At 46.1% G+C, this 15,484-nt stretch carries 14 protein-coding genes; 8 read left to right on the plus strand and 6 right to left on the minus strand.

The genetic code is table 11. The features are described 5' to 3' along the window. Positions 1-101: 101 nt before the first annotated feature. The 8 genes from HUX74_RS19225 (at position 102) to dnaG (ending at position 10,551) form a co-directional block, all read left to right on the plus strand. Entirely contained in the window at positions 102-2,081 is a 1,980-nt protein-coding gene (locus HUX74_RS19225; protein WP_226791221.1) for an ATP-dependent DNA helicase RecQ, read from the plus strand. Positions 2,082-2,195: 114 nt separating this feature from the next. Beyond that, on the plus strand, positions 2,196-3,155 hold the full coding sequence (locus tag HUX74_RS19230; protein ID WP_131225423.1) for a lipopolysaccharide assembly protein LapB: 960 nt from the start codon (positions 2,196-2,198) through the stop codon (positions 3,153-3,155). Between the two features lie 21 nt (positions 3,156-3,176). Beyond that, positions 3,177-3,926, plus strand: a complete 750-nt coding sequence (locus HUX74_RS19235) for an endonuclease/exonuclease/phosphatase family protein (RefSeq protein WP_117965211.1) — start codon at positions 3,177-3,179, stop codon at positions 3,924-3,926. 294 nt (positions 3,927-4,220) lie between these two features. Beyond that, on the plus strand, positions 4,221-5,069 hold the full coding sequence (locus tag HUX74_RS19240; protein ID WP_131225424.1) for a prephenate dehydratase: 849 nt from the start codon (positions 4,221-4,223) through the stop codon (positions 5,067-5,069). After that, a complete protein-coding gene (locus HUX74_RS19245; RefSeq protein ID WP_117965209.1) occupies positions 5,044-6,228 on the plus strand; it encodes a pyridoxal phosphate-dependent aminotransferase in 1,185 nt (394 codons plus the stop codon). The genes HUX74_RS19240 and HUX74_RS19245 overlap by 26 nt, the downstream gene beginning before the upstream one ends. A gap of 190 nt (positions 6,229-6,418) precedes the next feature. After that, positions 6,419-7,486, plus strand: a complete 1,068-nt coding sequence (locus HUX74_RS19250) for a bifunctional 3-deoxy-7-phosphoheptulonate synthase/chorismate mutase type II (RefSeq protein ID WP_131225425.1) — start codon at positions 6,419-6,421, stop codon at positions 7,484-7,486. Positions 7,487-7,587: 101 nt separating this feature from the next. Beyond that, positions 7,588-8,361: a prephenate dehydrogenase/arogenate dehydrogenase family protein gene (locus tag HUX74_RS19255; RefSeq protein WP_117600823.1), complete on the plus strand. Its 774-nt coding sequence runs from the start codon at positions 7,588-7,590 to the stop codon at positions 8,359-8,361. 87 nt (positions 8,362-8,448) lie between these two features. Continuing rightward, positions 8,449-10,551 carry a DNA primase gene (dnaG, locus tag HUX74_RS19260; RefSeq protein WP_131225426.1) on the plus strand — a complete coding sequence of 701 codons (2,103 nt, stop codon included), beginning with the start codon at positions 8,449-8,451 and terminating at the stop codon, positions 10,549-10,551. A gap of 22 nt (positions 10,552-10,573) precedes the next feature. On the opposite strand, the gene folE is transcribed toward dnaG, so the two are convergent. From folE to HUX74_RS19290, 6 genes are all read right to left on the minus strand, one after another. Then, complete coding sequence (gene folE / locus HUX74_RS19265; protein WP_005829983.1) at positions 10,574-11,161, minus strand: GTP cyclohydrolase I FolE; 588 nt, start codon at positions 11,159-11,161, stop codon at positions 10,574-10,576. Positions 11,162-11,169: 8 nt separating this feature from the next. Continuing rightward, the gene (locus tag HUX74_RS19270; RefSeq protein WP_117600821.1) at positions 11,170-11,628 is read right to left on the minus strand and encodes an SPOR domain-containing protein; all 459 of its coding nucleotides are present in this window, start codon (positions 11,626-11,628) and stop codon (positions 11,170-11,172) included. A gap of 102 nt (positions 11,629-11,730) precedes the next feature. Further along, positions 11,731-12,486: a triose-phosphate isomerase gene (tpiA, locus tag HUX74_RS19275; protein WP_005829974.1), complete on the minus strand. Its 756-nt coding sequence runs from the start codon at positions 12,484-12,486 to the stop codon at positions 11,731-11,733. Positions 12,487-12,550: 64 nt separating this feature from the next. Continuing rightward, on the minus strand, positions 12,551-13,843 hold the full coding sequence (locus HUX74_RS19280) for a BT_3928 family protein (RefSeq protein ID WP_117965205.1): 1,293 nt from the start codon (positions 13,841-13,843) through the stop codon (positions 12,551-12,553). Next, positions 13,833-14,375, minus strand: a complete 543-nt coding sequence (locus HUX74_RS19285; RefSeq protein ID WP_005833349.1) for a DUF1599 domain-containing protein — start codon at positions 14,373-14,375, stop codon at positions 13,833-13,835. Before HUX74_RS19285 ends, HUX74_RS19280 begins: the two co-directional genes overlap by 11 nt. Before the next feature lie 135 nt (positions 14,376-14,510). Then, a complete protein-coding gene (locus HUX74_RS19290) occupies positions 14,511-15,380 on the minus strand; it encodes a M23 family metallopeptidase (RefSeq protein WP_117965248.1) in 870 nt (289 codons plus the stop codon). Positions 15,381-15,484 lie beyond the last annotated feature (104 nt).

A 15,484-nucleotide genomic window follows, 5' to 3' on the forward strand; every position in this document is an offset into this window, starting at 1 on the left:
TTTACTGAATCCGCATTATTCCTCGTAATCCGCTTCTAAAGAAAGCATTAAGAGTATTTTGAAACACCTACGATAGGAATGGCAAGAAGTTTAATAAGACCATGAACAGCAATAGTAACTTCAAAACTCCCCTCCCTACGGGATTGCTCTCCCCTGATAGCGGAGGAGCTGGAGAAGGTGGATTGGGGGGGAAGCTTCTGAAACAATACTGGGGCTATGACGCCTTCCGAGGAATCCAGGAAGACATCATCAACAGCATTACCGAGGGACGGGACACTTTGGGACTAATGCCCACGGGAGGAGGAAAATCCATCACTTTCCAAGTTCCGGCACTTGCCAAAGAAGGACTTTGCCTGGTCATTACTCCGTTGATTGCCCTCATGAAAGATCAGGTACAAAACCTGAAAAAACGAGGAATCAAAGCGCTTGCCATCTACTCAGGCATGAGCAGGCAGGAAATCATCGTCACATTAGAGAACTGCATCTTCGGCAATTTCAAGTTTCTCTATATCTCCCCCGAAAGGCTCGATACCGAAATCTTCCGCACCAAACTGCAGAAGATGAAAATCAGTATGATTACAGTAGACGAAAGCCACTGCATATCACAATGGGGTTACGATTTCCGTCCTGCCTATCTGAAGATAGCCGAAATACGCAAACTGCTGCCCGGCATCCCCATCCTGGCATTGACAGCCACCGCCACTCCGGAAGTAGTGAAAGATATCCAGGCCAGTTTGCATTTCCGTGAGGAAAATGTGTTCCGCATGAGTTTCGAACGCAAAAACCTTGCCTATATCGTCCGCAAGACGGAAAACAAGACGGGAGAGCTGTTGCACATCCTGCGCCGTATGCCCGGAAGCGCCATCATCTATGTGCGCAACCGCCGCCGCACCAAGGAAATTACCGAACTGCTGCACAACGAAGACATCACCGCAGATTTCTACCATGCCGGACTGGATAACGCCACCAAAGACATCCGCCAACAACGCTGGCAAACAGGAGAAAGCCGTGTCATGGTCGCCACCAATGCATTCGGTATGGGTATCGACAAACCGGATGTACGGATTGTCATCCACATGGATCTGCCCGATTCCATAGAAGCCTACTTCCAGGAAGCAGGACGTGCCGGAAGGGACGGACAAAAAGCCTACGCGGTCATCCTTTACGCCAAGTCGGATAAGGCAACACTGCACAAACGCATTCCCGACACCTTTCCTGAAAAAGAGTATATAAAGGAAGTATATGAGCATCTTCAATACTATTACCAGATGGCAATGGGAGATGGACAAGGCTGTGTACGCGAGTTCAATATAGAAGACTTTTGCCGAAAGTTCAAGTACTTCCCCGTTCCCGTGGACAGTGCCTTGAAGATTCTGACACAAGCGGGATACCTGGAATATACAGATGAACAAGACAATGCATCCCGGCTACTGTTCACTATCCGCCGAGATGAACTTTATAAACTGAGAGAGCTCGGCGAAGATATGGACAAACTCATCCAAACCATTCTCCGCTCCTATACCGGGGTCTTCACAGACCATGCTTTCATCAATGAAGATTCACTGGCCATATGCACCGGACTCACACGCCGGCAAGTGTATGAACAGCTCATCCACCTAGCCAAGCTACATATCGTCAGTTACATCCCCCGCAAAAAGACACCATATATAATATACACGCGAGAGAGGGTTGAAATGCGCCACCTGCAAATCCCTCCCACCGTGTACGAGGAACGCAAAGAGCGATATGAGAAACGCATAAGTGCCATGCTGGATTACGTGAGCAGCGATACCGTGTGCCGTAGCCGGATGCTGCTACACTACTTCGGAGAAAAGAACGAGCATAACTGCGGGCAGTGCGACACTTGCATCAATTTGAAGAACAAGAAACCTTCCGGCCACCTTTCGGAAAAGGAATTTTCTGAAAAGATTCTTCAAGCCCTATCTGATAAACAACAAACTCCAGCCACTTTGGCAGAACAGATACCGGACGATAAAAACATGCTCATCGATGTGTTACATGAATTGTTGGACGAAGGCAAGGTAATTGCTGTCAACGGAATGCTTCAAATCAAAAAATAATTCATTACTTTTGCCGTTGGAAAAGAATGTCCTGCCGCTGACGAGGAACATCTCTTATCAGCCATGCTCCTCCTTTTCCTTTTTATTTTTTAATTCTTTAATTTTTAATCACCTATGGGATTCTTTAAATTTTTTTTCTCCGGCAAGTCAGACAGTCCGACAAATGAGAAACAAAAAAACGAGCAGAAGAATTTTGAGATATTCAAGTATGACGGTATGCGTGCACAACGCATGGGCCGTACAGACTACGCCATCAAATGCTTCATTGAAGCCCTTGCCATTCAGGAAGACTTTGAAACCATGGGCTACCTTGCCCAAGTCTACACCCAGACCAACGAACTGGACGAGGCACACAAACTACTGGAACGCATGACCGAAATAGAGCCGGAACATACCTCCACCTACCTCAGTCTTGCCAACGTATGCTACATGCAGGAAGACTATCCTGCCATGGCAGGAGCGGCAAAGAAAGCTATCGAAATAGAAGAGGGCAACGCCATGGCACACTACCTGCTAGGCAAAGCAAACAATGGACAAGGAGACGGCATCATGTGCATCGCTCATCTTACGAAAGCCATCGTACTGAAAGATGATTTTACCGAAGCCCGTCTGCTCCGTGCCGAAGCACTGGTCCAAATGCAGCAATACAAGGAAGCGATGGAAGACATAGACACCATTCTGGCACAAGACCCGGAAGACGAAAGTGCCATCTTGCTCCGTGGAAAGATAGAAGAAGCTACGGGAGACAAAGAAAAAGCAGAAAGCAGTTATCAGAAAGTGACGGAGTTGAATCCCTTTAACGAACAAGCCTTCCTCTACTTAGGACAGCTTTACATCACCCAAAACAAGCTGGCAGAAGCCATCGAGCTCTTTACGGAAGCCACAGAACTGAACCCTAATTTCGCAGAGGCCTATCATGAGCGCGGACGTGCCAAGTTGCTGAACGGAGACAAGGAAGGCTCTGCGGAGGACATGAAGAAAGGACTGGAACTCAATCCTAAAGAGATACAGAACTTTAACGGACAATATGGTAACCAACCGGAGGGAAGTACCGGTAATATCCTAGGATTATAACAAATTCAATTATTGCCGCCAATGAAACGAAATTTATTTCTATCAGTACTTTTTGTACTGATGTTCGCACCTGCCCATGCACAGCAAGTGAACATATTGTCCTATAACGTACATAATTGTATCGGTATGGACAAGGAGTACAATTACCGACGCATTGCCAATGTTATCAGTCAAACTTCTCCGGACATAGTCGCCCTGCAGGAACTTGACAGTGTAACGGTGCGCAACAAAGGAATCCATGCTCTCGGAGAACTAGAAAAACTGACCGGAATGCACGGGACTTATGCAGCAGCCATTCCTTTTCAGGGTGGAAGCTACGGCATCGGAATCCTCTCCAGAGAGATACCCATAAAATACAAAATCATTCCAATGCCCGGACGGGAAGAAAAACGTACCCTCATTATTGCAGAATTTAAAGATTATGTATTTTGTGCCACACACCAGTCCCTCACTCCAGAAGACCAGCTCCTTGCCGTACCATTGATAGAAAAAGCCTTGCAAAACGTCGATAAGCCCATCTTTATGGCAGGCGACATGAACTCTGCACCAGCAAGCGCTCCCCAGCTGGAATTGGCAAAACATTTTGCCACCCTCAATGACACAACCTCTTATACTTTCCCGGCAGACCGTCCCAACCGATGTATAGACTACATCTACGGCTATTCCAAGAATGGGTATCGGTTTGACGTACAATACCGGAAAGTCATAGAAGACACCATTTCATCCGACCATCGTCCGGTTCAAGTCATTGTACAAATTAAAGGGAAATAAGTTAAATTGCTACTATCCCTAAAAAAAACATTGTTTTTTGTTTGTATATAAAAGAAAAGCATTACTTTTGTCGCGTAATTCAAAAACAGAGAATACAAGTATGAAGTCATTTACTTATGCATATTACTTCTTTTTTTACTTTTACTTTAGCCAGAAAGTAGAGCGGGAGTTTGTATGTATCAAGTGACAGTGATGCTTAAGGACTGAATAGAGAAACAAGTAAATATACAGAATCCCGCTCCATCGTATGGAAGCGGGATTTTTTTTATAGCATAACCAAGAAAATAAAGAATAATGAGAAAGGTAGCCATTCAAGGAATATTAGGCTCGTATCACGACATCGCCGCACACAAGTACTTCGAAGGAGAAGAAATAGAATTAATCTGTTGCGCCAACTTTGAAGACGTGTTCAGTGCCATCAAAAAAGACAGTCAGACCATAGGAATGCTGGCAATAGAAAACACCATTGCAGGTAGTTTGCTACATAACAATGAGCTATTACGCCAAAGTGGTGCACAGATTGTTGGCGAGTACAAGCTGCGCATTTCCCATAGTTTTGTCTGCCTGCCCGATGAAGACTGGGCTGATATTACCGAAGTCAACTCCCACCCTATCGCCCTGATGCAATGCCGTGAATTCCTCGGACAGCACCCCAGTATAAAAGTGGTGGAAGGCGAAGATACCGCCCGCAGTGCCGAAATCATCCAAAAAGAAAACCTGAAAGGCCATGCTGCCATCTGCTCCAAAGCAGCCGCAGAGCGTTATGGCATGAAGATTCTGCAGGAAGGCATCGAAACAAACAAGCACAACTTCACCCGCTTCCTTGTGGTAGCCGACCCTTGGCAGGTGGATGAACTGAACCGGCACCGCAGCAAGGATGTCAACAAGGCCAGCATGGTGTTCACACTGCCCCACACCGAAGGAAGCCTTTCTCAAGTATTGTCCATCTTGTCCTTCTACAGAATCAATCTGACCAAAATACAGTCCCTCCCCATCATCGGACGGGAATGGGAGTATCAGTTTTACGTAGATGTCGTGTTCGACAATGTACTGAGATACAAACAATCTATCGCAGCAATCACACCGCTGACCAAAGAACTAAAAATATTAGGAGAATATGAAGATGGAAAATCAAACATCTAAGATAAAGCCAGCCGAACGTCTGGCAAGCGTAAGCGAATACTACTTCTCGAAGAAACTGAAAGAAGTGGCGCAAATGAACGCCGAAGGCAAGGATGTCATCAGTCTGGGCATCGGAAGCCCTGACATGCCACCCTCTGAAAAGACCATCCAAACGCTCTGCGAAGCCGCCTGCAACCCGGATGGACACGGCTACATGCCCTACGTGGGCATCCCCGAACTGCGTCAAGCCTTTGCCCGGTGGTACGAGAAGTGGTACGGCGTAGCATTGAATCCCAACACAGAGATACAACCGCTTATCGGTTCCAAAGAAGGCATCCTGCACGTGACGCTTGCTTTTGTCAACCCCGGCGAACAAGTGCTGGTGCCCAATCCGGGGTATCCCACCTACACCTCATTGAGCAAGATTCTCGGTGCCGAAGTGGTGAACTACAACCTAAAAGAAGAAAACGGCTGGATGCCCGACTTCGACGAGCTGGAACAAATGGACATGAGCCGCGTGAAGCTGATGTGGACCAACTATCCCAACATGCCCACCGGAGCCAATGCCACCCCCGAACTATACCGGAAGTTGGTAGACTTTGCCCGCCGCAAGGACATCGTCATCGTGAACGACAACCCTTACAGCTTCATCCTGAACGAACACCCCATCAGTATCCTCAGCATCCCCGGCGCCAAGGAGTGTTGCATAGAGTTCAACTCCATGAGCAAGAGCCACAACATGCCGGGCTGGCGTATCGGCATGCTTGCCTCTAATGCCGACTTCGTGCAATGGATACTAAAAGTGAAGAGCAACATCGACAGCGGCATGTTCCGCGCCATGCAACTCGCCGCCGCCACTGCACTGGAAGCCGAACACGACTGGTATGACGGCAACAACGCCAACTACCGCAACCGCCGCAGGCTGGCAGGCGAAATCATGCACACCCTGGGATGCACGTACGATGAAAACCAGGTAGGCATGTTCCTCTGGGGCAAAATACCCGACACCTGTGCAGATGTGGAGGAGCTGACGGAACGCGTGCTGCACAAGGCGCGTGTATTCATCACCCCGGGATTTATCTTCGGCAGCAACGGCAAGAGATACATCCGCATCTCCCTCTGCTGCAAGGACCAAAAGCTGGCAGAAGCATTGAGCCGCATCAAGGAGATAATGAATTAGCACATAGGATATAGTATATTAAGAATCATACCCTTATGTTTACCTGTATTTTCAAAGGCAGGTAAATGCATTTTCCATATAGGGTAACGATAGTTCCCATATAGGGAAACGACGATTCCCATATAGGAAAACGGACAGTGAAAAAGAGACATTCATACAACAAACTTTAAAAAACTAATAAACAAAGAATATGGAACTCGAATTAGAACCCATCACCCTTCCCGGCATTGAGGACAAACGCCCCCTCATCATTGCCGGCCCTTGTAGCGCAGAGACAGAAGAACAAGTAATGAGCACTGCCAAACAACTGGCAGACAAAGGCATCAAACTATTCCGTGCCGGCATCTGGAAACCGCGTACCAAACCGGGCGGTTTCGAAGGCATCGGTGTAGACGGCCTTGCCTGGCTGAAAGAGGTAAAGAAGGAAACCGGCATGTACGTTTCCACCGAAGTAGCCACCGCCAAACATGTATACGAATGCCTAAAGGCTGGAGTTGACCTTCTTTGGGTAGGTGCACGTACCACCGCCAACCCTTTCGCCGTACAAGAAATTGCTGATGCACTGAAAGGCGTCGATATCCCGGTACTGGTAAAGAATCCGGTAAATCCCGACTTGGAGCTCTGGATTGGAGCTTTGGAACGCATCAACAATGCAGGCCTGAAACGCCTAGGTGCCATCCACCGCGGATTCAGCAGCTATGACAAGAAGCTCTACCGTAACTTGCCCCAATGGCATATCCCCATTGAGTTGCGCCGACGCATCCCGAACCTGCCCATCATCTGCGACCCCAGCCATATAGGTGGAAAGCGCGAACTGGTAGCTCCACTCTGCCAGCAAGCTATGGATTTGGGCTTCAACGGACTGATTATCGAGAGTCACTGCAACCCGGATTGTGCCTGGAGCGATGCAGCACAACAAGTAACTCCGGATGTGCTAGATTACATCCTCAACCTGCTCGTCATCCGCAAGGAAACGCAAAGCACTGAAAACCTCAGTGAATTACGTAAGCAGATTGACGAATGTGATAACAATCTCATTCAAGAGCTGGCCAAGCGAATGCGTGTGGCACGAGAAATCGGCACTTACAAAAAGGAACATGATATGACCATCCTACAAACCGGACGCTACAACGAAATCCTTGAGAAACGCGGCTCGCAAGGTGCATTGTGCGGTATGGATGCCGAGTTCATCAAAAAGGTATTTGAGGCGATACACGAAGAGAGTGTGAGGCAACAAATGGAAATTATAAATAAGTAATTATTTAATGTACTAATGTGCCAATGTGCTAATTGGCTGCGCAGTAATGCCGCATGGCAATTAGCACATCAGCACATTAACACATTAGCACATTAAACATCATGAGAATATTAATACTTGGAGCCGGAAAAATGGGCTCTTTCTTTACAGATATATTGAGTTTCCAGCACGAGACGGCTGTGTTCGACGTTAACCCGCACCAACTGCGTTTTGTCTACAACACCTACCGTTTCACTACATTGGAAGAAATCAAGGAATTCGAACCAGAACTAGTCATCAATGCAGCTACGGTGAAATACACACTGGACGCCTTCCGCCAAGTGTTGCCAGTACTGCCTAAGGACTGCATCATCAGTGACATTGCTTCGGTAAAGACCGGATTGAAGAAATTTTACGAAGAAAGCGGTTTCCGATATGTATCGACACACCCCATGTTCGGCCCGACTTTTGCCAGTCTTAGTAATCTGAATACAGAGAATGCCATCATCATCAGCGAAGGTGACCACTTGGGAAAAATTTTCTTTAAAGACCTTTACCAGACAATGAAGCTAAATATCTTTGAATATACATTCGACGAACATGATGAGACTGTAGCCTATTCGCTGTCCATCCCTTTTGTTTCTACCTTCGTATTTTCGGCAGTCATGAAACACCAGGAAGCTCCGGGCACTACATTCAAAAAGCACATGGCTATCGCCAAAGGATTGCTGAGTGAAGACGATTACCTGCTCCAAGAAATTCTCTTCAACCCGCGCACTCCCTCACAAGTGGAGAACATCCGTCTGGAACTGAAGAATCTGCTGGAAATCATCAACAACAAGGATGCGGAAGGCATGAAGAAGTATCTGACCAAAATCAGAGAAAAGATTAAATAGATAAAATGTCCATTGTGAAAACATCAGGTTCCCTCGTCCTCAACGAGGGATTTTTTTTATCTTTGCACTGTTAATAGAACCGCTTTCATGATAGACCAACCCACTATAGACAGAATTCTTGATGCCGCACAAATATACGATGTAGTATCGGACTTCGTTACCCTGCGCAAACGCGGTGTGAATTATGTAGGACTGTGTCCCTTCCACGATGACAAAACCCCTTCCTTCTATGTATCCCCCGCCAAAGGGCTCTGCAAGTGCTTTGCCTGCGGAAAAGGAGGAAATGTAGTGCATTTCATCATGGAACACGAACAGATGTCTTATCCTGAGGCACTGAAATATCTTGCTAAGAAATACGGCATTGAAATCAAAGAACGCGAACTATCCAGTGAGGAGAAGATAGCACAGAGCGAACGGGAAAGCCTCTTCATCGTAAACAACTTTGCCCGCGACTACTTCCAGAACATCCTAAAGAACCACATAGACGGACGGAGTATCGGTATGGCCTATTTCCGCAGCCGCGGCTTCCGCGATGACATCATCGAGAAGTTCCAGTTAGGTTACTGTACCGAGAGCCACGATGCACTCGCTCAAGAAGCCCTAAAGAAAGGATACAAAAAAGACTATCTCGTCAAGACCGGCCTCTGCTACGAAACAGACGACCACCGACTGCGTGACCGCTTCTGGGGGCGGGTCATCTTTCCGGTACACACTCTCTCCGGCAAGGTGGTAGCTTTCGGAGGACGTGTGCTTGCCGGTGCCACCAAAGGCGTCAAGGTAAAGTACGTCAACTCGCCTGAATCGGAAATTTATCATAAAAGCAACGAGCTGTACGGCATATACTTTGCCAAACAAGCCATTATGAAACAAGATCGTTGCTTTCTGGTCGAAGGTTATACAGACGTCATTTCCATGCACCAATCGGGCATAGAGAATGTGGTTGCTTCTTCGGGTACAGCATTGACACCCGGACAAATCCGGATGATTCATCGCTTCACCAACAATATGACAGTACTTTACGACGGTGATGCTGCCGGTATAAAGGCCTCTATCCGAGGTATTGACATGTTGCTAGAAGAAGGCATGAACGTCAAAGTTTGCCTCCTGCCCGACGGGGACGACCCGGACTCCTTTGCTCGCAAACACAATGCGACGGAATTCCAGAATTTCATACAAGAGAATGAAACGGACTTTATCCGCTTTAAAACCAATCTGTTGCTTGAAGATGCAGGAAAAGACCCCATCAAGCGCGCCGAGCTTATAGGAAACCTTGTGCAGAGCATTTCCATCATTCCCGAAGCCATTGTGCGCGATGTCTATATCAAGGAGTGCGCCCAATTACTGCACGTAGAAGACAAACTGCTGGTTTCTGAGGTTGCCAAACGTCGCGAAAAGCAAGCCGAGCAACAAGCTGAGCGAGCAGAACGTGAGCGTCGGTCGGCCAATGCCTCAAGAGCCAATGCAGAAGCAGGCATCAATGGCAGTCAAACAGCCACAGTTGCCCCCCCCGACGCACAGCAAGTTATCGGCTACACGCCCGAATCACTGCCTGCCAGTCTCCCTTCCGAAACACCTCCACCTTTTCTACCCCAGGAAGAATATGTATCCTTCATCCCGCAGGAAGGCAAGGAAGGCCAGGAGTTCTATAAATACGAACGGCTTATTCTGAAGATGGTAGTGCTCTATGGCGAGCGGGTGATGTGCAATGTCACCAATGAAGAGGGGCAGGAAACTCCTATCACTGTAACTGAATATATAGTCAATGATTTAAAAGAAGACGAGCTTGCCTTCCATAATCCGCTTCACCGGCAAATCCTGACAGAGGCTGCCGAACGTATCCACAATGAGGGCTTTACTGCCGAACGGTATTTTGTGGCGCATCCCGACCCCGTCATCAGCAAGCTGAGCGTGGAGCTTATCAGCAACCGCTATCAGTTAAGGAAATCACAGATAGAACAAATGGTGACGGACGAAGAACGCCTTTATGAGCTAATACCACGGTTAATGATTAACTTCAAATATGCCATCGTCTGCGAAGAATTGAAGCATACTCTATTTGCATTGCAAAACCCTACCATAGCCAACGATGAAACTCAATGCAACAGTATCATGGAGCGCTACAACGAATTGAACAAAGTAAAAAGCATCATGGCAAAGCGACTGGGAGACAGAGTCATCCTGAATTTTTAAATTCAATTCGGAGAGTTTTCCATCAAGAATTATGCCTGATTAAATTCATAAATTCCTCGCGGGTCTTCGCTTGGTTGAATGCTCCGGTAAAATCGGATGTAGTGGTAATGGAGTTCTGTTTCTCTACTCCGCGCATCTGCATGCACATGTGTTTAGCCTCCACAACAACCATAACCCCCAGCGGATTCAGCGTCTCCTGAATACATTCTTTTATTTGGAGAGTCATACGTTCCTGCACTTGCAGGCGGTGAGAGAAAATATCCACTACGCGGGCTATCTTGCTCAGTCCGGTAATATAGCCGTTAGGAATATATGCCACATGTGCCTTTCCGTAGAAGGGAAGCATGTGATGTTCGCAAAGTGAGAAGAAATCAATGTCTTTCACAATCACCATCTGACTGTATTCTTCTTGAAACTTGGCTGAACGAAGTACCTCGTGCGGGTCCATATGATACCCTTTCGTCAACGACAACATGGCCTTCGCCACCCGTTCAGGTGTCTTCTGCAAACCTTCACGTCCGGCATCTTCACCCAGCAGAGTAAGGATGCGGTGATAATGTTCCTTCAGTTCATCCAATGAAGGAGATACAATTTCTTCTTTTCCTAACATGATATTCTTTATAAAGGGATATTTATCTGCTCTTTCACAATAGAGACTTCCTTGAATACACCGGTAGCCCGCAACTGACGCATCATGGCATCCGCTTCTTCGATACTGCGGAAATCTCCTGCACGGCACAACCAGCGAGGAGGATTGAAAGAGGTATAAACTGTAAGTTCGGGGAAATGTTCCTTGATGCGGGTAGCTACCGCATAAGCTTCGTTCTTGGCCTGACGGGTATTATTCCCTGCATAAACCTGTATGCGGTAACCCGAACTTTTAATTACTTTCTGCTCATCCGAACCGGCAGGTACATATTCTGAACCTATCAATGCCGCAATGCGCGCATCTTGATGGATAGTCACCCTGCCTTGTCCTGGTACATTACGTTCCAGGCTTTTCACAATATTGTTCTGCGCTACAGAAATCGTTGCAAAAACGAAACATGCAACTAAAAGTAAACCAAGCTTTTTCATAATTGATAATTGATAGTAGATAATTGATAATGAAAAACAAAGGGAATTGATAACTGACAACGGGCACATCCCCATTATCAATTATCAATCCTCCATTATCCATTAATTAAAGGCATCGATGATACCCTTGAAGTCAGAAACCTTCAAGGCAGCACCGCCAATCAGACCGCCGTCAACATCCGGGTTGGCAAACAATTCCTTTGCATTGGAGGGCTTGCAGCTACCACCATAAAGGATAGAGCAGTTGTCAGCGATTTCCTTACCATACTTTTCAGCAATCAATGAACGGATGAAAGCGTGGATTTCCTGTGCTTGTTCTGCAGTAGCAGTCTTACCGGTACCGATAGCCCAAACCGGCTCGTAAGCCAAGATAATCTTAGAGAAATCTTCGGCAGACAAAGAGAATACAGAAGCCAGCTGAGCAGCTACCACTTCATTCTGCTTGTTTGCTTCACGTTCTTCCAATACCTCACCGATACAGAAAATCGGAGTCAGACCGTTAGCCAAAGCCAATTTTACTTTTTCTTCCAGAATAGCAACTGTTTCACCATAGTAAGCACGACGTTCAGAGTGACCCAGAATGACATATTTTGCACCAGTAGAAGCAACCATAGCAGCTGATACTTCGCCGGTATATGCGCCTGACTCCTTGTCTGCACAGTTTTCTGCACCTACACCAATCTTGGCAGCGTCTACCAAAGGAGTAACAGATGCCAGGTGGATAAACGGAGTACAGATGATTACATCACAGTTAGGCTTTTCGTTAGCCAATGTTTCATTCAGTTCTTTTGCAAGAGCAATACCCTCTTGGAGGGTTTTGTTCATTTTCCAGTTTCCTGCAACAATGTTTTTTCTCATTTTTTTTATTATTAAAAGGGTTAATGTATTTACTATTTGACAATTTACTATTTACTATTTGATACTATTGTTGTCTGAGGCGTTGTTTCTCCCGACGCCTTACGACTAAAATATCGACACAAAGCACCATCATCAGAGGAAGGATGAACCACAGCAACACATAGCCTATTGTTTGTAAGTCACTTTCCTGTTTCTGCTTGCCCAATTCCAACTTGTCCAGGCTATCGGTCAGCACATATTCATCAGGCAGCCGGTTGTCACTCCACTTATTCAAAATTGTTCCGTCCTTTACCAACAACAGACCAGGATTTGAACGGATAATGGTCTTCAGCGTAATATCATCTGTCTGGCAGAAAGGGTATTCTGCTCCAGTCTTGTCACGCCACAATTCTATCTCGTCTTCCGGAGATGAAGTCAAGGCATAAAAGCCATAACCATGCTCCACACTGTAATCGTATATTTCATTGATAAGGTCGATGTTACTGTCGTCCGCTCCTTCTATCCGATGGGCAACCAGCAGAAACGTATATCCTTTATCCGACAGTACGCTGTCCGTTATATCTTCCCATGTATCCAGACTCATCATGGAAAAATCATGAATGGGAGGTTCATAACCTTTTTCCTTCAGTATCGTATGTGATTCTACAAACGTCCATGTACTGTCCGGATAGTTGTCCAATGTAAATTCCTGACGCTTTCCTCCTTTTTCCAAAATGAACCGGCTTTCAAACACGCTTGGTTTAGCACCTTCCGGAATTTCCATGCCCTCCTTGATATTCGCTCCAATTCTGTAAGGTCGGAAATCAAGTATCGGCAAATTCTCCAGGCAATAGAAGGACAACGCAAACACAAATAGAAACGTATACATGGAAATCATCCACTCCATCTTCGGAGTAATGAAACGTACCAGTAAATCCTGCCACTTGAATACAGATACTGCCGCCACCAACAAGACTACGTTCTTGCCGAAAGTCTGCCAATTGGTCAATATCCACGCATCACCGAAACATCCGCAGTCAGATACCGGATTCGCCAAAGCCAAATAAAGTGTTAGCGGAGTCATTACAGCCATCAGCAATAACGCCAATGCAGATGCCACCTTCCGGCGTATACCCAAAAACAAGAAAACACCTACACTAAACTCTATGGCAGACAACACTATCCCTACCAGCAAAGGTGCATAAGAAGGAAACCAGGAAATCATGCCGAAAGCCGTCAAGTAATCTTGAATTTTATAGAAGAAGCCCAACGGATCAACGGCTTTCACAAATCCGGAAAATATGAACAAAGCCCCCAACAGAAAACGGCAGAGGTTCACCCAAACTTTCCTGATAATATGTTTCTTGTCAATCTCCAAATTCAATCTTAATTAAACCAAATACAGAATAGTTAATCATATCCATATAATTGGCATCAATACCTTCCGAAACCAAAGTCGCTCCGGACAAGCTTTCAATCTGCTTTGTCCGATAAATCTTCATCAATATCAAATCCGTATACGAACTGATACGCATACTGCGCCAAGCCTCATCATAGTCATGATTTTTGGCAAGCATCAACTCCAAAGAGGTTTTGGCATATTTATCATACAGCACCAATGCCTCTTCATTGGTCATATCGGCAGCCTCGGCATATCCAAGCTCCAACTGTATCAGCCCTACAATTCCGTAGTTGACAATAGCTATGAATTCAGAACGGATGCCTTCATCTACCAAAGTCACTCCTTTCGTTTCAATGCTTCTGATGCGGTTAGCTTTGATGAATATCTGGTCTGTCACAGAAGACGGACGAAGAATGCGCCACGCCGGACCGTAATCATGAAGTTTTTTGGAGAACAAGTCACGGCAAACCGCAATGACATGTTCAAACTGTTGCTTGGTATCTTTCATTTCCTTGCTTGTTTATGCTGGAATACAGCCTATTTTCACAGTGCGCTGCAAAGATAGGAATAATTAAAGAAAAAGAAAAAGAGGGCACTCTAAAATCTATTAAAGTACCCTCTTCTATAGAGATTGTTTACGTTTTTATGAGCAGCGTAATACTTGTCCCGGTCTCAGGATTGTTTTACGCGTAATTCTGTTCAGCTTGCAGAGCTTGTCTACAGAGGTTCCCTGACGGGCGGCAATCCTGCCCAATGTATCTCCCTTCTTCACCTTATAGAACAGACCTTCACCCGATGCCATGCTACGCGCCGTACCGGAAGAGCCTTTTGTCTTATGGAAAGTATAGGAATCAGCTACGATATCCTGCTTTTCAAAATCAAACATAAGCGCAGGATTGATGGGAATACCCAAGAAACGGGTTTCAAAGTGAAGGTGTGAACCGGTAGAACGTCCGGTATTTCCTCCCAATGCAATCGGTTCGCCGGCTTTTACCAACTGGTTTGTATCAACTAATTGTTTAGACAAGTGTCCGTAAACGGTTTCCAAACCATTGTCGTGACGAATAACAACGTATTTGCCGTATCCACGACGACCTTGATTCTTGACAACGCGCACTTTTCCATCAAAAGCCGCACGGATTGTATCGCCTACATACACCTTGATATCCAAACCATAATGAGCTCTTCTTCTCCGGGGACGGTAACCGAATACATCTGTGATACGGGTATTGGGAGTAGGCATACAGAAACCGGTCAAATCAAATGTATAGCTCTCAGGCACAATCGCATTGCCATAGGCTTGTACGAATTCGTTGTTCCAGTTGGGATACAAATCTAAACCCGGATACAATGATTGTTCCGCACGTATCTGTTTTTGCAAAGCCAGTGAATCTACACTCTTAAGTTTTCTGTCGACGGGGGCTTGGCGGGCAATCAAGTCCTGCGAGAAAGAATTCAAGCTAACCATTGCCGTCGCAGCCAATAAAGCAGTTTTTATCCAATTAAAATTCATCCGTTTCGTCATTCATTTTGATATCCGTTGCAAGCATCTCGGCAAATCAAACACCACTTGTTCTACGCGAATATCCAGATTGATTTTCAAAAATTCTCCCAAAG

This window comes from Bacteroides sp. Marseille-P8574, assembly GCF_902825465.1.
GTDB classification, from domain to species: domain Bacteria; phylum Bacteroidota; class Bacteroidia; order Bacteroidales; family Bacteroidaceae; genus Bacteroides; species Bacteroides uniformis.

Bases quoted from the DNA above. Each gene is read 5' to 3' on its own strand.
- HUX74_RS19270 (WP_117600821.1), bottom strand. From the start codon at position 11,628: ATGAAAAAGCTTGGTTTACTTTTAGTTGCATGTTTCGTTTTTGCAACG.
- HUX74_RS19230 (WP_131225423.1), top strand. From the start codon at position 2,196: ATGGGATTCTTTAAATTTTTTTTCTCCGGCAAGTCAGACAGTCCGACA.
- folE (WP_005829983.1), bottom strand. From the start codon at position 11,161: ATGTTAGGAAAAGAAGAAATTGTATCTCCTTCATTGGATGAACTGAAG.
- HUX74_RS19255 (WP_117600823.1), top strand. From the start codon at position 7,588: ATGAGAATATTAATACTTGGAGCCGGAAAAATGGGCTCTTTCTTTACA.
- HUX74_RS19235 (WP_117965211.1), top strand. From the start codon at position 3,177: ATGAAACGAAATTTATTTCTATCAGTACTTTTTGTACTGATGTTCGCA.
- HUX74_RS19240 (WP_131225424.1), top strand. From the start codon at position 4,221: ATGAGAAAGGTAGCCATTCAAGGAATATTAGGCTCGTATCACGACATC.
- HUX74_RS19245 (WP_117965209.1), top strand. From the start codon at position 5,044: ATGAAGATGGAAAATCAAACATCTAAGATAAAGCCAGCCGAACGTCTG.
- HUX74_RS19285 (WP_005833349.1), bottom strand. From the start codon at position 14,375: ATGAAAGATACCAAGCAACAGTTTGAACATGTCATTGCGGTTTGCCGT.
- dnaG (WP_131225426.1), top strand. From the start codon at position 8,449: ATGATAGACCAACCCACTATAGACAGAATTCTTGATGCCGCACAAATA.
- HUX74_RS19225 (WP_226791221.1), top strand. From the start codon at position 102: ATGAACAGCAATAGTAACTTCAAAACTCCCCTCCCTACGGGATTGCTC.
- HUX74_RS19290 (WP_117965248.1), bottom strand. From the start codon at position 15,380: ATGAATTTTAATTGGATAAAAACTGCTTTATTGGCTGCGACGGCAATG.
- tpiA (WP_005829974.1), bottom strand. From the start codon at position 12,486: ATGAGAAAAAACATTGTTGCAGGAAACTGGAAAATGAACAAAACCCTC.
- HUX74_RS19250 (WP_131225425.1), top strand. From the start codon at position 6,419: ATGGAACTCGAATTAGAACCCATCACCCTTCCCGGCATTGAGGACAAA.